Below are 18,889 nucleotides of genomic sequence, written 5' to 3'. Positions count from 1 at the left end.
GGCCCGCCAGACGGCGGGCCTTTATTACAACCGCGACCCTTTGGAAGCAGTACAGGACAGGAAATGTCTATGTTGAAATTCATTTTTAAACGGCTATTGGAAGCGATCCCGACTCTGCTGGTCTTGATCACCGTCTCTTTCTTTATGATGCGTTTCGCCCCGGGTAACCCCTTTACCAGCGAGCGCTCGCTCCCCCCCGAAGTCATCGCCAACATCGAGGCCAAATACGGGCTCGACAAACCCATTGGCATGCAATATCTCACCTACCTGGGCAACCTGGTGCAGGGTGATTTGGGCCCCTCTTTCAAATACAAGGATTTCACCGTCAATGATCTGGTGAGTCAGGCCCTGCCGGTCTCCGCCAAGATTGGGTCATTTGCCTTTCTGTTTGCGGTGACGCTGGGGGTGACCTTCGGCACCATAGCGGCCCTGAAACAGAATACCCTCATCGACTATCTGCTGATGTCGTCGGCCATGGCCGGGGTGGTGATCCCGGGCTTTGTGCTGGCGCCCTTGCTGGTGCTGTTTTTCAGTATTCATCTGGGTTGGTTCCCTGCCGGTGGCTGGCAGGGAGGTGGCATCCAGTTTATGGTGCTGCCGGTGTTCGGCATGATGATGTACTACATCTCTGCCATCTCGCGGATCATGCGGGGCAGCATGATCGAGACCATGAACTCCAACTTCATCCGTACCGCCCGTGCCAAGGGCTTGCCGCTGCGCCACATCATTCTCAAACACGCGCTGCGTCCGGCCATGCTGCCGGTGGTCTCCTATCTGGGTCCGGCCTTTGTCGGCATCATCACAGGGTCCGTGGTGATCGAGACCATCTTCGGCCTGCCGGGGATCGGTCAGCTGTTCGTCAACGGTGCTCTTAACCGTGATTACTCCATGGTGCTCGGTCTGACCATTCTGGTCGGCGCCCTTACCATCACCTTTAACGCTGTGGTCGATATTCTCTACGCCGTTATCGATCCCAAAATTCGTTACTAATTCGGGAGTTCATCATGGTTGTTTCAACTGAAAAACGCGATGCCGTCGAGGCGTTCGCGCAAAAAGTGGAAGTGGTGGAGGGACGCTCCCTGTGGAAGGATGCCCGTCGCCGTTTCCTGCGCAACAAGGCGGCCCTGACCAGTCTGATCATTCTGACCATCATAGGTCTGGCGGTCATCTTTGGCCCCCATCTGTCCCAATACACCTTTGACGATCCGGACTGGGGCGCCATGCAGTCGCCGCCGGATATGGAGACGGGTCACTACTTCGGTACCGATAGTCTGGGGCGGGATCTGTTCGTTCGCACCCTCTTGGGCGGTCGCATCTCCCTGATGGTCGGCATCATGGGCGCCATGGTGGCGGTCATCATCGGCACCCTGTATGGCGCCGCCTCCGGTTTTATCGGTGGGCGGGTCGACAGCCTGATGATGCGGGTACTGGAGATCCTCAACGCCTTCCCCTTCATGTTCTTCGTCATCATGCTGGTCACCTTCTTCGGCCGCAATCTGGCGCTTATCTTTATCGCCATCGGGGCGGTAAGCTGGCTCGATATGGCGCGTATCGTGCGCGGTCAGACCTTGAGCCTCAAGAGCAAGGAGTTTATCGAGGCGGCCCACGTCTGTGGTGTCTCCAAGTGGAAGATCATTACCCGTCATATCGTACCGAACGTGCTCGGTATCGTGGCCGTCTACGCCACCTTGCTGGTGCCGGGCATGATCATGTTTGAATCCTTCCTGAGTTTCCTGGGCCTTGGCGTTCAGGAACCGATGACCAGCTGGGGTGCCCTGCTGGATGAAGGCTCCAAGTCGATGGAAGTGGCCATCTGGCAATTGCTGTTCCCCGCCGGTTTCATGGTGGTGACCCTGTTTTGCTTCAACTTCCTCGGGGATGGTCTGCGTGACGCCCTCGATCCGAAAGATCGTTAATCGAACATAGGATCGACAGGAAAACGTCACGAAAGATCGATAAGGAGTTTTTATATGAAGTTACTGGATGTGAAAGATCTGCGGGTCGAGTTCAAGACCCCGGACGGCAATGTGGTGGCGGTCAACGACCTCAACTTCTCCCTCGCCGCAGGCGAGACCCTGGGGATCGTCGGTGAATCCGGCTCAGGTAAATCCCAGACGGCCTTTGCCATCATGGGGCTGCTGGCCAAAAACGGCATTATTACCGGCTCCGCCAAGTTTCAGGGGGAGGAGATCCTCAACCTGCCCGAAGCCAAGCTCAACAAGATCCGCTCCGAGAAGATCGCCATGATCTTTCAGGACCCCATGACCTCCCTCAACCCCTATATGAAGGTGCAGGATCAGCTGATGGAAGTGCTGATGTTGCATAAGGGCGTCAGCAAGGCGGAAGCGTTTGAAGAGTCGGTGCGGATGCTCGATGCGGTGAAAATTCCCGAAGCGCGCAAGCGGATGGGGATGTATCCCCACGAGTTCTCCGGCGGTATGCGCCAGCGGGTGATGATCGCCATGGCGCTGCTCTGCCGGCCGCAACTGCTGATCGCCGATGAGCCGACTACCGCGCTCGATGTGACCGTACAGGCCCAGATCATGACCCTGATGAACGAGCTCAAGCGTGAGTTCAACACCGCCATCATCATGATCACCCACGACCTCGGCGTGGTCGCCGGTATCTGCGACAAGGTGCTGGTGATGTATGCCGGTCGGACCATGGAGTACGGCAAGGTAGACGATATCTTTTATCGCCCGAGCCACCCCTATACCGAAGGCTTGCTGCGCGCCATTCCCCGTCTCGATACCGAAGGGGAAGTGCTGCCCACCATCCCGGGCAATCCGCCCAACCTGCTGCGTCTGCCCACCGGCTGCCCCTTCCAGGAGCGTTGCCATCGGGTCAGCGAGATTTGCGGCCAGCAGTCGCCGATCCTCACTCCGTTCAATGACGGCCGTGAGCGAGCCTGTCACTGGATCTCTGATGCCATCAATGCCAAGGAGGTGAGTGTATGAATGCTGTGAAATGCGGCCAGCAATCATCCATGCCCCTGACGTCGTTCAACGACGGTCGGGAGCGGGCTTGCTACTGGGTATCGGATGCCATGATCAAGGGGGCCAACTAAATGGGTGCCGAGAAGAAATTGCTGTTGGAAGTGTCTGATCTCAAGGTCCACTTCAGTATCAAGAGTGGCAAGGCGTGGCCCTGGGCCAAGCCCTCCGATTTGAAGGCGGTCGATGGCGTGACCTTGCGCCTCTACGAGGGGGAGACCCTAGGTGTGGTGGGTGAGTCCGGCTGTGGCAAATCGACCTTTGCCCGCGCTGTCATCGGTCTGGTACCGGCCACCGCCGGCAAGGTGGTGTGGCTGGGTGACGATCTTACCAAGCTCGATCAAAATGCCCTGCGGGAGAAGCGCAAAGAGATCCAGATGATCTTCCAGGACCCGCTTGCATCGCTCAACCCGCGCATGACCATTGGCGATATCATCGCCGAGCCGCTCATCACTTTTTACCCCAACTTGCCGAAGGAGGAGGTGAAAGAGAAGGTACGCGCCATGATGAGCAAGGTGGGGCTGTTGCCCAACCTGGTCAACCGCTATCCCCACGAGTTCTCTGGCGGTCAGTGCCAACGGATCGGGATTGCCCGGGCGCTGATCCTCGAGCCCAAGATGATCATTTGCGATGAGCCGGTTTCGGCGCTCGATGTCTCCATTCAGGCGCAGGTGGTTAACCTGCTCAAATCCCTGCAAAAGGAGATGGGGTTGTCGCTTATTTTCATCGCCCACGACCTGTCTGTGGTCAAACATATTTCCGATCGGGTGCTGGTGATGTATCTGGGCAATGCCGTTGAGCTTGGGACCCGCAAGGAGATCTTCGCCAATCCGTTGCACCCCTACACCAAGGCGTTGATGTCGGCAGTACCTATCCCGGATCCGGAGCTGGAGCGCAACAAGGTGATCCAGATCCTGGAGGGGGATTTGCCCTCGCCGATGAACCCGCCATCCGGTTGCGTGTTCCGTACTCGCTGCCCGGAAGCGGGTCCCGAGTGCGCCAAGACCAGGCCTGTGCTGGAGGGGAACTTCGATCACGCAGTCTCCTGTCTCAAGGTTGATCCGCTCTGAGAACCTGTTCACGATCTTACTGCGAGGCCGTGATCAAGGCTCATGCGCTGCTCGGAATCCTCACGTATATCTATACGCTCCGGTTCCTGCGCTGCTCTTTACCTTGCTGACGACCTCTCGCGACAGATCGTAGACAGGTTCTAAGGAGAGCCATATCTAGAGGGGCACCCAGGTGGCGCCCCTTTTTCATGGGACGGTGAAGATGCCCCTTGGCGTCACCTTTCGAGGCTGTTACTATCCGCGCCACAAGGGGAGTAACTTCTCGCCGGTTTGTCGTCATGACGGTGCATCCATATCCTGCAGTGCACCCGGCAGCCGGGCAGTCGATGTACATTGGCTGTAAGTGAGACCTTGCCGAGAGGCAAGGTGACCCTGCTCCAAACGCAAACCCACGCCTCCCGGCCGTGGGTTTTGTCGTTTAAGGAGAAGTGAACATGGGTGAATGGTGGATGTGGGCCGGTTTTTTCGGCATTGTGCTGGCTTTGCTATGGATCGACATACGGTTTGTCGGTGGCGGCAAATCCCACAAGGTGTCGCTGAAAGAGGCGGGCATCTGGTCCCTTGTCTGGATCAGCGTGGCCCTGCTCTTCAACCTGGCCATCTGGCTCTGGCTGGATCACAGCGCGGGCCGTGAGATTGCCAACCAGAAGGGGTTGGCATTTCTCACCGGCTATCTGCTCGAAAAGGCGCTGGCGGTGGACAATGTATTCGTCTGGTTGATGTTGTTCGGGTATTTTGCCATTCCAGCCGAGCTGCAGCGCCGGGTACTGCTCTATGGCGTACTGGGGGCCATCGTGATGCGTGCCGGCATGGTGTTCGCCGGCAGTTGGCTTATCGAGCAGTTCCACTGGATCCTCTATCTGTTCGGTGCCTTCCTGCTGCTGACGGGGGCCAAGATGCTGTGGGCTGCCGACAAGGAGCCTGACTTGGCCAACAACCCGCTGCTGGGCTGGATGCGCCGCCGTTTCAAGGTGACCGAGACCCTGGAGGGGGAGAAGTTCTTGGTCTGGCGTGACGGTGTGCGCTATGCCACCCCGCTGCTGCTCATTCTGGTACTGGTGGAGGCGAGCGATCTCATCTTCGCGGTAGACAGCATTCCGGCCATCTTCGCGGTGACCACGGATCCCTTTATCGTGCTGACCTCCAACATCTTCGCCATCATGGGGTTGCGTGCCATGTACTTTCTGCTGGCGGGGGTGGCCGAGCGTTTCGCCCTGCTCAAATATGGTCTGGCGCTGATCCTGATGTTTGTCGGCAGCAAGATGTTGCTGCTGGATATCTTCAAGATACCCACGGGCATAGCGCTGGGCGTGGTTGCGCTGATCCTGCTGGCCTCCATGGCCCTGAGTCTGTGGACCACTCGCAATCAGCTGGCTGCCGCTCCAGAGCGGTAATGGCGAAGAGGGCTCCTGCGGGAGCCCTCTTTATTGCGGGAAAGCTATTTGCTAGCGTTTGATCTTCTTGGGGTTGGTGTAGCCCCAGATGGTGTACATGTCTGCCAGCAGGGCACCGTTGTACTCCTCGAGATCTGCCTGTTTCACCTCGGCGTCACCCTGACGGCCAAACAGCACCACTTCATCGCCGGGTTTCACCCCTTTCAGGTCCGTCACATCCACCATGATGGTGTTCATGGAGGTCTTGCCGACCACCGGCACCTTCTGACCCTGGATCAGCACATAGGCTTTGTTGCTGAGGGCACGGCGATAGCCGTCAGAGTAACCGAGCGGCAGGTTGGCGAGCCAGGTGTCACGTTTGAGGGTAAAGGTGCGGTCATAACCGACGGTATTACCCGCCGCATAGTGGTTGACCGAGGCGACCTGGCTCTTGAATGCCATCACCCGCTTGTACTCGGTGTAGGCAGGGAGCGAGTCGCCATAGATCAATCCGCCCGGGCGGACCATATCGAAGTAGGCTTCTGGCACTTCCAGGGTGGCGAAGGAGTTGGCGGCGTGGATGGTGAGCTTGCTGCGATCAAGCTTGCCAGCCTCGATCAGCCACTGGTAGTCCAGCTTGAACTGGGCCAGCCCCATCTTGACGTCCTCTTTCTCCTCCACCGGGAAGTGGGTCATGATACCGACCGGGGTGATCCCCTTGAGCTTGAGCATGGCCAGCGCATCTTGCTTGGCATCGGCCAGACGCAGGTCGATGCCGTTGCGGCTCATGCCGGCGGAATTCAGACCGATATGGACCGGAATGGTGGTGTTGTTGCGCTGGGCAATGTCAGCAATGCCCTGGGCACTCACCAGACTGCCGATCAGCTCCTCCATCTTGTAGGGCAGGGCCTGCTCCACTTCGGCCGGGGTGGCAGCACGCACCCGCATCAGCCGGCCTTCAAAGCCTTTCTCGCGGGCGACACGGGCCTCTTCATTGCTGGCGATGCCGATGCAGGGAATGTTTGCCTTGATCACGGAGGGGACCAGCAGGTCGATACCATGGCCGTAGGCGTCAGCCTTCATGATGGCGCAGATCTGCGGGCCCTTGTCGCCGAGGCGATCCTTGAGGGTCTGGATATTGTGCTCGAAGGCACCCAGATCCACCTCCAGCCAGGCGTTGCTGGCGGTCTGCTCCTGACCGTTGCGATGATCTGTCGCCAGGGGCAGGTAGGGAGCCGCAACGGCTTGGCCCGCGAGCAGGCCGAAGATCAGGGTCGCCAGTAGCGTTTTCTTGTGCATGGTGGTTCCTCTTTGTTATTCGCGTTGGGATAGTGTGGTCGGTGTCGGGAACATTGGTTATGGTTCACCGACAACTTATTGTTATTATTAAGATCTTTCAAACAGTGCGGACGTTTGCAAGTCTACCGCAAGAGAGCGTCGACCGACACTTTTCAGGGGAAGAAAATGGTCAATCTTGAGTTACGTTTGCCACCACCGCTGATCTTCCTGCTCTGCGCGGGAGCCATGTGGTGGCTAAGAGGGGAGAGCCAGTCCGGCATCTGGGCAATGGCGTTGATGGCTGTGCTGGTGGTGGTAGGGGCTATCATGGGCTTTGGCGCCCTGCAACGGTTTCGCCACCACCAGACCACGGTCAGCCCCACCAAACCTCAGCACACCAGTCGTCTGGTGACCTGCGGCGTCTATCGTGTCAGTCGCAATCCCATGTATCTGGGACTGCTCTGCTGGCTGGCCGCCTGGGGCTGTTATCTGGGGGGAAGTTGGGTCTGGGCTGGGCCAATCGTGCTGGTGGCCTGGTTAACCCGTTTTCAGATCATGCCGGAGGAGCGGCTGCTGCGCGCTCGCTTTGGCAACGAGTATGAGGATTATTGTCAGCGCGTTCGCCGTTGGTGCTGAAGGAGGATGATCTGACCGGGAAGGCGGATAAGCCAGAACGACCCAGCTCAAGAGCGAGCGCCCCGGGCGGGCCAGGGCTCTCGCTGCTAGTAACTTAGAATAAATCGTCCTTCTCGTCCTTGGTGGGTTCGAGGCTCCAGCCGGTGGCATCGCTGCTGCTGGCAATCTGCCCCTTCTCCTTCCACAGCTTGATCTTGAGGCGAAGGTTGTTGGCCGAGTCGGCGTTCTTCACCGCCTCCTCTTCGTCGATCACCCCCTCCACCACCAGATCGAACAGGGCGCTGTCGAAGGTGACCATGCCGAGGGCCTTGGACTTCTCCATCACCTCCTTGAGGCTACCGAATTCACCGCGTTTGATCATGTCGCGGATGGTGTGGGTGCCGAGCATGATCTCCACCGCCGCCCGGCGGCCGCCATCGGTGGTTTTCACCAGTCGCTGGGAGACAAAGGCCTTGAGGTTGTTGCCAAGATCGTTGAGCAACTGCGGGCGGCGCTCCTCGGGGAAAAAGTTGATGATGCGATCCAGCGCCTGGTTGGCGTTGTTGGCGTGCAGGGTGGAGATGGCAAGGTGGCCGGTTTCGGAGAAGGCCAGCGCATGTTCCATGGTCTCGCGGTCGCGGATCTCGCCGATAAGAATGACATCCGGCGCCTGACGCAGGGTATTTTTCAGGGCGGCGTGGAAGCTGCGGGTATCCACGCCAACTTCCCGCTGGTTGATGATGCTCTTGCGGTGGCGATGAACGAACTCCACCGGATCCTCGATGGTGATGATGTGGCCGCCGCTGTTGCGGTTGCGATGGTCGATAAGGGCCGCCAGCGAGGTGGATTTGCCCGAGCCGGTACCGCCGACAAACAGCACCAGTCCCCGTTTCTCCATGATGGTGTCGAGCAACACAGGTGGCAGTTTGAGATCTTCAAAGCGGGGGATCTCGGTCTTGATGTTGCGGGCCACCAGGGAGACTTCGTTGCGCTGTTTGAAGATATTGACCCGAAAGCGGCCGATCTGGGGCAATGAGATGGCGAGATTCATCTCCAGCTCCTTGTCGAACTGCAGCTTCTGCTCGCCATCCATGATCTCGGCGGCGATCCGCGCCACTTCACCTGGCTCCAGCGGCGTTTCGTTGAGGGGGCGCAGGCCGCCGTTGAACTTGGCGCAGGGTGGGGCGCCGGTCGACAGATAGAGGTCTGAGCCATCCTGCTTGGCCAGGATCTGTAACATGTCTCGCAATTCCATTTTTTTGCCTCGTCGATCAATAGGATGCCATGAGCGGGATGATATTGAGTGTACAGCCTCAGGCGCCGGTCAGTTTCTCGCGAAAGACAAAAAAGACCGCTCCGAGAATGCAGAGCCCTGCCCAGAGATAGTCCCATTTCAGATCTTCCTTGAGATAGAAGATAGAGAAGGGGACGAATACGGTGAGAGTGATCACTTCTTGCAAGATTTTCAGTTGCCCCACGCTCATCACCGTATGGCCGATACGGTTGGCGGGCACTTGCAGCAGGTATTCGAACAGTGCTATGCCCCAGCTTACCAGGGCGGCAATGATCCAGGGTTTGTGGTTCATGCTCTTGAGGTGAGCGTACCAGGCGAAGGTCATAAAGACGTTGCTGCAGAGCAGCAGACCGATACTGGCGAAAATCGGGTTCATTGGGTTCTCCTTGAAAATCCGGCGCATTTTATCCCTGAACCACGGGTTTTCATACGTGGTGCGAGAGGGTATTTTTAACCAACAGGATAAGCCGTGCGAGGTATGCGACGGGATGGGCAAGTTATGCGGGATTGTGTTGTTACTGTTATTTGCCATGCCGGTGCGTGCGACCCCGACGCTGACGGTGGCCACCGATCTGTGGCCGCCATTTCGCATCCTGCAAGCGGACGGCCGGTTGCAGGGGCTCGACATGGACATCTTGCGCCGGTTGCAACAGGCGAGCGGCATTGAGTTGCAGGTACGACGGATGCCGTGGGGCAGGGCGCTCAAGCAGATGCAGACCGGTCAGGTCGATCTGATGATTGGGCTGGCTTATACCGCCGAGCGGGCGCAGTTCATCGACTATCTGCAGCCTGCCTACTACCAGTGCTGGCCGGCGTTTTATGGTCAGCCGGTTAATGTGGCCCGGATCCACCAATACCGCGATCTGCAGGGGGTGAAGGTGGGTTATGTGCTCAACTCCTTCTACTTTGAGCCCTTCAACAGTGACAGCAGCCTCGATAAGCATGGCGTTCCCACCGAAGATCAGTTGCTGCGCATGGTGCAGCGCGGTCACCTGCCACTGATGATTGGCACCGACTGTCAGGTGGACTATGCCCTGAGTCAGGGAAATGCCAGCCGGATAGGCAAGGCGGATTACCGCCCCGCCACGCCGGTGACCCTCTATCTGGGGATGAGCAAGCACTCACCTCACCAGTCGCTGCACCAGCCCTTGCAGATCGCAGTGCAAAATCTGGTGGCCAGCGGTGAGATAACCGTGATGGCCAAGCGTTACCAGCCTTGACCTTGGGTGGCAAGCCACTGTTATCATGCCCGTTTCCTGCTTCCTCCCCGGCGCTGCGACAGGGCCTGGGATAAAGCCTAGTCATTGCCGGGGATCATCCTTGTACCTCTCCCTTATCGCCCGCCAGCAGCGCTGGCAGCTGCGCTGGCTCTGTGGCCTGACGCTGCTGACCCTGCTGCTGTTTCTCTTCTCCCTCGTCTGGGGCGAGTTTGTGCTGCTGCCCTGGCAGCCCCTTGGCGATCTCGAACAGCGCATCTTGCTGGAGCTGCGGCTGCCCCGCGCCCTGCTGGCCCTCTTGGCCGGCGCAGCCCTTGCTTGTGGCGGCGCCGTGCTGCAGGTGATGCTGCACAACCCGGTGGCCGAACCCGGGCTGCTTGGCGTCTCAAGCGGGGCAGGCCTTGCCGCCATGGTGGCGATGGCGGTGGCCAAGTCCCTAGGCCTCTATCTGCCCGGCTGGGGGCTGTCATTGGCGGCCTTCACTGGCGCCTTGCTGGTGACCATGTTGCTCATTCGGCTGGCTCGCCGGGCGCGCCTCGGTCATGCCCGCTTGCTGCTGTTTGGGGTGGCCATCGGTATTCTCACCAATGCCGCCATGACCTGGCTGATGTACTTTGCCGACGATGGCTCTTTGCGTGAATTCATGTTCTGGATGATGGGCAGCCTCTCTTACGGCAGCCAGCAGTTTGGCTGGTGGTGGCTGGTGCTGCCGCTTACCCTGGGCTGGCTCTGCTGGCAGGGCAAGGCGCTGCAACAGTTGTTGTTGGGGGAGACCCAGGCCCGCCTGATGGGGATGGATGTCGACAAGATGCGGGTGCGGCTGGTGCTGGCGGTCTGTCTGCTGACCGGGGTGGCGGTGTCGTTGTGCGGTGTGATCGGTTTTGTCGGGTTGGTGGTGCCCCATCTGCTGCGGCTCTGTGGAGGTAGTGATCAGCGCTTTCTGCTGCCTGCCTCGGCGCTCGGTGGCGGAGCCCTGCTGCTGGCCGCTGATCTGTTAGCGCGCTCGGCACTCAGCGCCGGTGAGCTGCCTATCGGCGTCATTACCGCCTCGGTGGGGGCGCCGCTCTTTATCTACCTGCTATTGAGGCAAACTGCTGATGGTGCTCCATGATTTGGTCGGGGTGCGCACTCTCTTTATTTACCCGTTGTTGAGGCAAGATGCCGATGTCGCCCGCTGATCTGATGCCTGTTTCTTCTCGTGCTGCTGCGCCGCTGCTGGAGGCGCAGCAGCTCGCCATCGCCGGACGGCTCTCTCCCCTCGATATCCGCTGGCATGGCGGCCAGCTGGTGGCGCTGCTTGGTCCCAATGGCAGTGGCAAGTCGACCCTGCTCGGGGCGTTGGCGGGGATTTTGCCCGCCGAGGGCACAGTGCTGCTGGGGCGGGAAGTGCTCACTGACCTGAGCTGGCCCGAGCTTGCCAAACGGCGCGCCATGCTGCCCCAGCGTCAGCCTCAACTGTTCCATATTCCGGTGTTTCAGGTGTTGAGCCTGGGGCTCGATGAGGCAGTTGCGCCCGCCAGACAGAACGAGGCGATAAACGCACTGTGCGAGGCATTGGAGCTGGAAGCTCTGCTGGCCCGGGACTTCAGTCGGTTGTCGGGGGGCGAGCAGCAGCGGGTGCTGATTGCCCGTACCCTGCTGCAGGTGTGGCCGAGCCTCAATCCGACCGGCAAGGTGCTGCTGCTGGATGAACCGCTGGCGGGGCTCGATCTGCATCATCAGCTGGCGCTATTGCGGCTGTTGAAAACCCTGGCCAGGCAGGGCTTGCTGGTGGTGCTCGCCATCCACGATATCAATCTGGCCATTGACTGGGCCGACCGCATTCTCTGTCTGCAAGGGGGGGCTGTGGTGCGCGAAGGAGGCGTCGAGCTGGTGGATGAGGCGCTGCTGGCGCAGGTGTTCCAGATAAAGACCGAGCGCATTGAAGCGGCGGGGCGCGTGTGGTTTATGCCCAGTTTGTAAGTAGGGTGTATAGGAAAGTGCGCGCATGTAGGGTCGATTAGCGAAGCGTAATCGGCCGACGGCAAGAAGAAGGGGCCGGTATCAAAAATACTGGCCCCTTTGGTTTTATTCGCAGTTCAAGCCTGTTTGCTCAGGCGCACCTGCGCGGCTTCGGCCAGCATCGCCAACAGGGTTTCGGTGTCGCTCCACGACAGGCAGGCATCTGTGATGCTCTGGCCAAAGGGTGATGTCGCAGTCGTTACCGCAGGTTTGCTTTGTTCAACCGCACCTGCGCAGCTTCGGCCAGCATCGCCAGCAGGGTTTCGGTGTCGCTCCACGACAGGCAGGCATCGGTGATGCTCTGGCCAAAGGGTGATGTCACAGTCGTTACCGCAGGTCTGCTTTGTTCAACCGTACCAGCGCGGCTTCGGCCAGCATCGCTAACAGGGTTTCGCTGTCGCTCCACGACAGGCAGGCATCGGTGATGCTCTGGCCAAAGGGTGATGTCGCAGTCGTTACCGCAGGTCTGCTTTGTTCAACCGTACCAGCGCGGCTTCGGCCAGCATCGCTAACAGGGTTTCGCTGTCGCTCCACGACAGGCAGGCATCGGTGATGCTCTGGCCAAAGGTGGCGGCGCAGCCGTTCTCCACATCCTGACGCCCTTCCACCAGGAAGCTTTCTGCCATGATGCCGGCGATGCCGGTGCGGCCGCGGCGCAGCTGATCGCAGATGTCTTGCGCCACCAGCAGCTGGCGACGGTGATCCTTCATGCTGTTGCCATGGCTGAAATCGACCACCAGCCGCTCCGGCAGGCCCACATCGGCCAGCGCTTCACACGCTTCGTCGATGCTGGCGGTGTCGTAGTTGGGGCGGTGACCGCCACGCAGGATCACATGACCAAAGGGGTTACCGGCGGTGCGGTAGATGGTCATCTTGCCGTCTTTGTCCGGCGAATAGAAAATGTGGCTGTGGCGGGCGGCGCGCACCGCATCGATGGCGATGCGGGTGTTGCCGTCGGTGCCGTTCTTGAAGCCGACCGGGCAGGAGAGGGCGGAGGCCATCTCGCGGTGTACCTGGGACTCGGTGGTACGGGCGCCGATGGCACCCCAGGTGATGAGGTCGGCAATGTACTGGCCGGTCACCATGTCGAGGAACTCGGTGGCGGTGGGCATGCCCAGTTCGTTGATATCGACCAGCAGCTTGCGCGCCAGTTTGAGCCCTTCGTTGACATCGAAGCTGCCATCGAGGCGCGGATCATTGATGAGCCCTTTCCAGCCGACGATGGTGCGCGGCTTCTCGAAATAGGTGCGCATCACGATGCAGAGGCTCTCTTTATACTGCTCGCGCAGTGCGTTGAGGCGCTTGGCATACTCGTGGGCGGCCGCGGGATCATGGATGGAGCAGGGGCCGACGATGACCAGCAGGCGCTGATCGTCTCCGGCCAGAATGGCTTCCACTTCGCGACGGGCATCCAGCAGATTCTGGGCAATGGTATCGGTGATCGGAAACGCGTGGGCAAGCTCGCTCGGAGTGATCAGTGACTCCAGGCGACGGGTGCGCAATTCATCTGTGTGAATGGACATACAACTCAAGTCTCGAGTGGGTGGTGTCAGCCGCAAGGGGCGAAAAGGCGAAGAGATAAAATAAAGCAAAAGTCCCCTGATTGAAACCTTGGGGGGCTCTGATAGGATGTGAGGCCAAAATCGATTTCAAATGAGGTAGATAGCGTGGCAAAGCCAGGGGCAACCGGGGTCACCCGCATCATCAACGCAACCGGTTACAGCATCAAGGGGCTCAGGTCAGCCTGGGTCAATGAAGCCGCTTTTCGGCAGGAGCTGATGCTGATCATGTTGCTGATGCCGCTGGCTTTCTGGCTGGGGGATTCTCTCAACCAGATCCTGCTGCTGGTTGTCATCAGCTGGCTGGTGGTGATTGTCGAGATCCTCAACTCTGCCATTGAAGCCGTGGTAGACAGGGTTGGCTCCGAGCATCACGAGCTCTCCGGCCGCGCGAAGGATCTCGGCTCTGCAGCGGTGTTTATCGCGCTGGCCCTCAATGGGTTGGTATGGGGGGCGCTGGTGGGCCGCAATTTACTGGGGTGGTGGTAGAGCACATATCTTGCCGGTGAGTTTGCGCACTCTCCCTGCGAGAGAGCAGGGTGAGGGAGATATCTTCTCCCCCTCATCCCCAGCCCTTCTCCCGCGAGGGGAGAAGGGAGCGAACACGATTTAGGCTCTGCAACATAAAAAAGCCCGTCATCACGACGGGCTTTTTGCTGCGCAGATAAGGGCTTATCAGTGGAGGATCCGGGCGCGGATGGTGCCCTTGATCTCCTTGAGTTTGGTGAGCGCCTTCTCGCTATGCTCGGTTTCCACGTCGATCACCACGTAGCCGATATGGCTGCTGGTCTGCAGGTATTGACCGGCGATGTTGATCCCCTCTTCGGCGAAGATCTGGTTGATCTGGTTCATGACACCGGGCTGGTTGCGGTGAATGTGCAGCAGACGGCTGGAGCCCTTGTGGCCCGGCAGCGACACTTCCGGGAAGTTGACGGCGGAGAGGGTGGAGCCGTTGTCGGAGTACTTGATGAGCTTGTTGGCCACTTCCAGCCCGATGTTCTCCTGCGCTTCATGGGTGGTGCCACCGATGTGCGGGGTCAGGATGACGTTCTCCAGCCCACGCAGCGGACTTTGGAACTCCTCGTCGTTGGACTTGGGCTCGACCGGGAAGACGTCGATGGCGGCGCCGGCGATATGACCACTTTTGATCACGTCAGCCAGCGCATCGATATCCACCACGGTACCGCGGGCGGCGTTGATAAAGATGGCGCCCGGTTTCATCATCCGCAGCTGCTCGGCACCGATCATGTTCTTGGTGGAGGGGGTTTCGGGAACGTGCAGGCTGATGACGTCGGACATATTGAGCAGCTCGACCATGCTTGGCACCTGAATGGCGTTGCCCAGCGAGAGCTTGTTCTCGATATCGTAGTAATAAACCTTCATGCCGATGCTCTCGGCGATGATGCCAAGCTGGGTACCGATGTGGCCGTAGCCGATGATGCCGAGCTTCTTGCCGCGCGCTTCCACCGAGCGGTTGGCCAGTTTTTCCCACACGCCGCGATGGCACTTGGCGTTCTTCTCGGGGATGCCGCGCAGCAGCAGCAGGATCTCACCCAGTACCAGCTCGGCGACCGAGCGGGTGTTGGAAAAGGGGGCGTTGAAGACCGGAATACCGCGGATTTGGGCCGCTTCCAGTTCCACCTGGTTGGTACCGATGCAGAAGCAGCCGATGGCGACCAGCTTGTTGGCGGCATCCAGCACTTTTTCGGTGATCTGGGTGCGCGAGCGAAGCCCGATGAAATGGACATCGCGGATCTGCTCGATCAGCTCCTCTTCGGAAAGAGAGGTCTTGAGATACTCCACACTGGTGTAACCTGCTCCGCGAAAGGTCTCTACCGTGTTGGGATGGACTCCCTCCAGCAGCAGCACCTTGATTTTATCCTTGTCCAGTGAAAACTTGGCAGTCATGACGATCCCTCTGTATGTGCAAACGTAAGTGCAGATTTGGTGTGCGAAGAAAACCGTAAAGTAGCAAAAACGTTCGGGAGAAGGAATATTTGTGACGAAAGTCAAATTCTTTGAAGTTATCAACGATTGTTGTAAACATCCGAATGCAACTTGTTGAGGGATAAATAAAAACGGCGCCATCAGGCGCCGTCATTTATTCACAATGCAATGTTTCGGTCATATCCCATCCCGGGGCTCAAGCAACGCAGCTGTTGTGTCAGGGCTGCCAGAGTGGCGCTGGCGGGCGAGGGAGGATGCCGCTGCACTGTGCTGCCGGTGTCGGGATTACTGGGTAATCACGCCGTCCGGTGTACCGATCAGGACCACATCGGCGCCGCGCGCGGCGAACAGGCCGTTGGTGACCACACCAACAATGGCGTTCAGTCGCACTTCCAGCGCCTTGGCGTCGGTAATGGCCATGCCTTTCACATCCAGAATGTGGTTGCCGTTGTCGGTGACCACCCCTTCACGCCACACCGGGTTGCCACCCAGTTTGCGAATTTCGCGGGCCACGTATTCGCGGGCCATCGGGATCACCTCCACCGGCAGCGGGAACTGGCCCAGCACCTCGACGGTTTTGGTGTTGTCGATGATGCAGATGAACTTGTCAGCGACGGCGGCAACGATCTTCTCGCGGGTCAGGGCTGCGCCACCGCCCTTGATCATGTCGCGGGTTGCGTTGATCTCGTCGGCGCCATCCACATAGACGGAGAGGGCGTCGATCTCGTTGAGATCATATACGGTGATGCCGAAGCCCTTGAGGCGCTCGGTAGAGGCCACTGAGCTGGACACCGCCCCCTTGATCTCGTCCTTCATGGTCGCCAGCGCGTCGATAAAGTGGTTGACGGTAGAGCCGGTGCCCACCCCGACGATGGTGCCGGGAACCACATACTTGAGCGCAGCCCAACCGGCCGCCTTCTTCATTTCATCTTGAGTCATGATCGTTCCTTAAGAAAAAAGCGGGCGCATTATATCCAACCCGGTACCCCGTCGCGACCTTGTTGCTCACGTTCCGGGGCAAAAAGAGGGACTTTGTAAATCGTTTGCCTGTTTATTCTGCGTTTGCGCGCACAAAGCCGGGGCTGCCGGCCAAAAACAGCCTATTCAAAGCGCCAGCAGTGGCTCGGGGTGATGATCTGGGGCAGCGGCACATCCCACTCCTCTTGCGGGATTGCATCTACCTGCTGGCAATCGTGGGCAATGCCGAGTGGCTTGGGGCCCAGCTTGTGCTCATGCCAGATGGCGAGAGTGCGATCGTAGTAGCCGCCCCCCATGCCAAGGCGATTGCCATGGGCATCGAAGGCAACCAGCGGGGTGCAAATCAGATCGAGGGTGCTGTGGGGCACCACCTGCAGGATATCCAGCTCCGGCTCTTCGATGCCGTAGCGGTTGCGCACCATGGGGCTGGTGGCGGTATAGCGCAAAAAGAGCAGGTGACCCGGGGTAAAGGGGTGGAGCACCGGCAGGTAGACCTCTTTGTGCTGGGCCCACAGCCAGTGGATGGTGGGCAAGGGATTGATCTCCCCGTCATTGGCCAGATAGAGGGCAATCCGTTTGGCGGCGAGGATCTCGGGGTGTTGCTTGAACTGGGCCAGCAGCTGTTGGGCCGCCGCTTGCTGCTCGGCCGGACTCAGATTTTTGCGGCGTTGACGAACCAGTTGGCGCAGGGATTGACGTTCGGGTTGGGACTCATGCATGGGGAACCTCTGGTATAGCTGCGCATCGATGGCTTGAACGCGCTCTACCTTAGCACACTCACTCTTGACGTTAAGGGGTGACAGGAGGACTCCCGCCCCGGACGGCTGATGCACGGGGAGGGGGATAAACGCCGGTGTATCCGATATTGCATTAACAGGGGCTAGGGTACGGCCCCTGTTGACGGCATGTCGGCGCGCCAGCCTCTGGTCTGTTACTTGTCAGCCTTGCCGCGCATCTGGTGCTTCACAAACACTGCAATGAGTGCCGCCACCGCGAGCGCTAATCCTGTGTAGAAACGCATGGACGTTATCCTGTTACTTGTCAGCCTTGCCGCGCATCTGGTGTTTCACAAACACTGCAATCAGTGCCGCTACAGCCAGCGCCATCGGGTAGAAACTCATGCTCACTACCGCCAACGGCGACAGGGCGAAGATGGAGCCGAGCAGCAGCGCCTGTGCGCCCCAGGGGATCAGACCCTGTACCACGCAGGAGAAGATATCGAGCATGGAGGCGGCGCGGCGCGGGGTGACCCCGTGGTGTTCGGCCAGATCCCGGGCCACCTTGCTGGCGACGATAATGGCCACCGTGTTGTTGGCGGTGCAGAGGTTGGTGAGGCTCACCACCCCGGCGATGCCGAGCTCGGCCGCTTTCTCGTTCTGTTCACCATTGTGCTCGCGAGTGAAACGGGCAATCAGAGCGCTGATGCGCTCGCTGATCCAGGCCAGCCCCCCCTGGCGCTCCATCAGGGCACCGAGACCGCCGATCAGCATGGAGAGCAAGAAGATCTCCTGCATGCCGGTAAAACCCTGATAGATATCCTTGCTGAACTGGCCGATGGCGTAGCCGTTGATCATGCCTACCGTACCGGCGGCCAGAATGCCGATCCCCAGCACCACAAACACATTCACCCCGGCGAGCGCCAGCCCAAGAATGAGCAGATAGGGCATCACCTTGAACAGCTCGATGGCGTTGCCGCTGGCAGGGGCTTCACCCACTGAGCCCAGAGTCAGATAGAGCAGGATCACCGCGATGGCGGCAGGGGCGGCAATCTTGATGTTCTCGCGGAACTTGTCCTTCATCTCGCACCCTTGACTGCGGGTGGCCGCGATAGTGGTGTCGGAGATGATGGAGAGGTTATCGCCAAACATGGCGCCGGAGAGGATGGTACCTGCCATCAGTACCGGATTGATATCCGCCGCCTGTGCCACGCCAAGGGCCACAGGGGCGACTGCACCTATGGTACCCATCGAGGTACCCATGGCGGTAGCAATAAAGGCAGAGATAAGGAACAGCCCGGGCAGCAGTGCCCAGCCGGGGATGAGCGACAAACCCAGCGCCACAGTGGCATCAACCCCGCCGGTGGCCTTGGCCACGCTGGCAAAGGCCCCTGCCAGCAGATAGATAAGGCACATCGCCATGATATTGCTGTGGCCGACCCCCTTGAAGAAGGTCTCCAGATTGCTGTTGAAGCTCTCTTTGCCAAGCAGCAGGGCGAGCATCACCGCAGGCAGAGCAGCAACCGGAGCGGGCAGCTGATAGAAGGCAAATTCGACCCCCTGCAGGGTCAGCCAGGTACCGGTACCGATAAAGAGTGCGAGAAAAACCAGAAGTGGCAGCAAGGCCCTGGCACTGGGTTGAGTCTGGATCATGTGTTCCTCTGAAATTGAACAATGACCTCCTGTCATAAACTGCTTTGTGCCTGTATCGGATAGGGATAGGGGGAAAACAGGGCGGGCATCCTGCCGCATTGGGGTGCCCACAGTAGTGAGTCAACCCCGCAAGGTCAAGATAGACGTCCAGACGGATAGTTGTTTTTATCTGTCGATTTCGCTCCTCTGATTAAA

Annotated in this window: 20 protein-coding genes and 1 pseudogene; 11 read left to right on the top strand and 10 right to left on the bottom strand. The window is 59.2% G+C overall.

Going from position 1 to position 18,889, the window contains the following annotated elements:
- Positions 1–69: 69 nt before the first annotated feature.
- The 6 genes from oppB (at position 70) to BN1117_RS02250 (ending at position 5,457) form a co-directional block, all read left to right on the top strand.
- On the top strand, positions 70–990 hold the full coding sequence (oppB, locus tag BN1117_RS02275; RefSeq protein ID WP_040094605.1) for an oligopeptide ABC transporter permease OppB: 921 nt from the start codon (positions 70–72) through the stop codon (positions 988–990).
- 14 nt (positions 991–1,004) lie between these two features.
- Entirely contained in the window at positions 1,005–1,916 is a 912-nt protein-coding gene (gene oppC / locus BN1117_RS02270; protein WP_040094604.1) for an oligopeptide ABC transporter permease OppC, read from the top strand.
- A gap of 54 nt (positions 1,917–1,970) precedes the next feature.
- Positions 1,971–2,957, top strand: a complete 987-nt coding sequence (gene oppD, locus BN1117_RS02265; RefSeq protein ID WP_040094602.1) for an ABC transporter ATP-binding protein — start codon at positions 1,971–1,973, stop codon at positions 2,955–2,957.
- Positions 2,954–3,067 (top strand): hypothetical protein, encoded by a 114-nt coding sequence (locus BN1117_RS02260; RefSeq protein WP_040094600.1) that lies wholly within the window; start codon positions 2,954–2,956, stop codon positions 3,065–3,067. Before oppD ends, BN1117_RS02260 begins: the two co-directional genes overlap by 4 nt.
- Positions 3,068–4,063 (top strand): murein tripeptide/oligopeptide ABC transporter ATP binding protein OppF, encoded by a 996-nt coding sequence (gene oppF / locus BN1117_RS02255; RefSeq protein WP_040094599.1) that lies wholly within the window; start codon positions 3,068–3,070, stop codon positions 4,061–4,063.
- 434 nt (positions 4,064–4,497) lie between these two features.
- Positions 4,498–5,457 carry a TerC family protein gene (locus BN1117_RS02250; RefSeq protein ID WP_040094598.1) on the top strand — a complete coding sequence of 320 codons (960 nt, stop codon included), beginning with the start codon at positions 4,498–4,500 and terminating at the stop codon, positions 5,455–5,457.
- A 51-nt stretch (positions 5,458–5,508) separates the two neighbouring features.
- On the opposite strand, the gene alr is transcribed toward BN1117_RS02250, so the two are convergent.
- Positions 5,509–6,735 (bottom strand): alanine racemase, encoded by a 1,227-nt coding sequence (gene alr / locus BN1117_RS02245; RefSeq protein ID WP_040094597.1) that lies wholly within the window; start codon positions 6,733–6,735, stop codon positions 5,509–5,511.
- Between the two features lie 165 nt (positions 6,736–6,900).
- Here alr and BN1117_RS02240 point away from each other — a divergent pair, with 165 nt between their 5' ends.
- Positions 6,901–7,350 carry a methyltransferase family protein gene (locus tag BN1117_RS02240; protein ID WP_040094596.1) on the top strand — a complete coding sequence of 150 codons (450 nt, stop codon included), beginning with the start codon at positions 6,901–6,903 and terminating at the stop codon, positions 7,348–7,350.
- A 94-nt stretch (positions 7,351–7,444) separates the two neighbouring features.
- On the opposite strand, the gene tapW is transcribed toward BN1117_RS02240, so the two are convergent.
- Positions 7,445–8,584 carry a type IVa pilus ATPase TapW gene (gene tapW / locus BN1117_RS02235; RefSeq protein WP_040094595.1) on the bottom strand — a complete coding sequence of 380 codons (1,140 nt, stop codon included), beginning with the start codon at positions 8,582–8,584 and terminating at the stop codon, positions 7,445–7,447.
- Between the two features lie 58 nt (positions 8,585–8,642).
- Positions 8,643–8,999 (bottom strand): DMT family protein, encoded by a 357-nt coding sequence (locus BN1117_RS02230; protein WP_005353120.1) that lies wholly within the window; start codon positions 8,997–8,999, stop codon positions 8,643–8,645.
- 112 nt (positions 9,000–9,111) lie between these two features.
- On the opposite strand from BN1117_RS02230, the gene BN1117_RS02225 reads away from it, so the two are divergent.
- The 3 genes from BN1117_RS02225 (at position 9,112) to BN1117_RS02215 (ending at position 11,802) form a co-directional block, all read left to right on the top strand.
- Positions 9,112–9,843, top strand: coding sequence for a substrate-binding periplasmic protein (locus tag BN1117_RS02225; protein ID WP_040094593.1), 732 nt, complete (start codon positions 9,112–9,114; stop codon positions 9,841–9,843).
- Between the two features lie 100 nt (positions 9,844–9,943).
- Positions 9,944–10,951 carry a vitamin B12 ABC transporter permease BtuC gene (btuC, locus tag BN1117_RS02220; protein WP_040094592.1) on the top strand — a complete coding sequence of 336 codons (1,008 nt, stop codon included), beginning with the start codon at positions 9,944–9,946 and terminating at the stop codon, positions 10,949–10,951.
- Positions 10,952–11,004: 53 nt separating this feature from the next.
- Positions 11,005–11,802, top strand: a complete 798-nt coding sequence (locus BN1117_RS02215) for an ATP-binding cassette domain-containing protein (RefSeq protein WP_040094590.1) — start codon at positions 11,005–11,007, stop codon at positions 11,800–11,802.
- A 238-nt stretch (positions 11,803–12,040) separates the two neighbouring features.
- Here the strand turns inward: BN1117_RS02215 and BN1117_RS19295 are convergent, their stop codons facing one another.
- The 3 genes and pseudogenes from BN1117_RS19295 to BN1117_RS02210 form a co-directional block, all read right to left on the bottom strand.
- Positions 12,041–12,163 carry a hypothetical protein gene (locus tag BN1117_RS19295; protein WP_425283246.1) on the bottom strand — a complete coding sequence of 41 codons (123 nt, stop codon included), beginning with the start codon at positions 12,161–12,163 and terminating at the stop codon, positions 12,041–12,043.
- Positions 12,164–12,168: 5 nt separating this feature from the next.
- Positions 12,169–12,279, bottom strand: a pseudogene (locus tag BN1117_RS20005) (3-deoxy-7-phosphoheptulonate synthase); the annotation flags it as partial.
- Between the two features lie 17 nt (positions 12,280–12,296).
- Positions 12,297–13,364 (bottom strand): 3-deoxy-7-phosphoheptulonate synthase, encoded by a 1,068-nt coding sequence (locus tag BN1117_RS02210; protein ID WP_040094588.1) that lies wholly within the window; start codon positions 13,362–13,364, stop codon positions 12,297–12,299.
- A gap of 144 nt (positions 13,365–13,508) precedes the next feature.
- Here BN1117_RS02210 and BN1117_RS02205 point away from each other — a divergent pair, with 144 nt between their 5' ends.
- Positions 13,509–13,889 (top strand): diacylglycerol kinase, encoded by a 381-nt coding sequence (locus tag BN1117_RS02205; RefSeq protein WP_040094586.1) that lies wholly within the window; start codon positions 13,509–13,511, stop codon positions 13,887–13,889.
- Between the two features lie 186 nt (positions 13,890–14,075).
- Here the strand turns inward: BN1117_RS02205 and serA are convergent, their stop codons facing one another.
- The 4 genes from serA to BN1117_RS02185 form a co-directional block, all read right to left on the bottom strand.
- Positions 14,076–15,308: a phosphoglycerate dehydrogenase gene (gene serA / locus BN1117_RS02200; protein WP_040094584.1), complete on the bottom strand. Its 1,233-nt coding sequence runs from the start codon at positions 15,306–15,308 to the stop codon at positions 14,076–14,078.
- Between the two features lie 324 nt (positions 15,309–15,632).
- Entirely contained in the window at positions 15,633–16,286 is a 654-nt protein-coding gene (gene rpiA / locus BN1117_RS02195) for a ribose-5-phosphate isomerase RpiA (RefSeq protein ID WP_040094583.1), read from the bottom strand.
- Between the two features lie 161 nt (positions 16,287–16,447).
- Positions 16,448–17,044 carry a 5-formyltetrahydrofolate cyclo-ligase gene (locus BN1117_RS02190; RefSeq protein WP_040094581.1) on the bottom strand — a complete coding sequence of 199 codons (597 nt, stop codon included), beginning with the start codon at positions 17,042–17,044 and terminating at the stop codon, positions 16,448–16,450.
- Positions 17,045–17,359: 315 nt separating this feature from the next.
- Complete coding sequence (locus tag BN1117_RS02185; protein WP_040094579.1) at positions 17,360–18,694, bottom strand: Na+/H+ antiporter NhaC family protein; 1,335 nt, start codon at positions 18,692–18,694, stop codon at positions 17,360–17,362.
- Positions 18,695–18,889 lie beyond the last annotated feature (195 nt).

Source organism: Aeromonas australiensis, assembly GCF_000819725.1.
Lineage (GTDB): Bacteria > Pseudomonadota > Gammaproteobacteria > Enterobacterales > Aeromonadaceae > Aeromonas > Aeromonas australiensis.
Note: the sequence above shows the minus strand (reverse complement) of the source record. Positions and strands in the feature narration are given on the sequence as shown.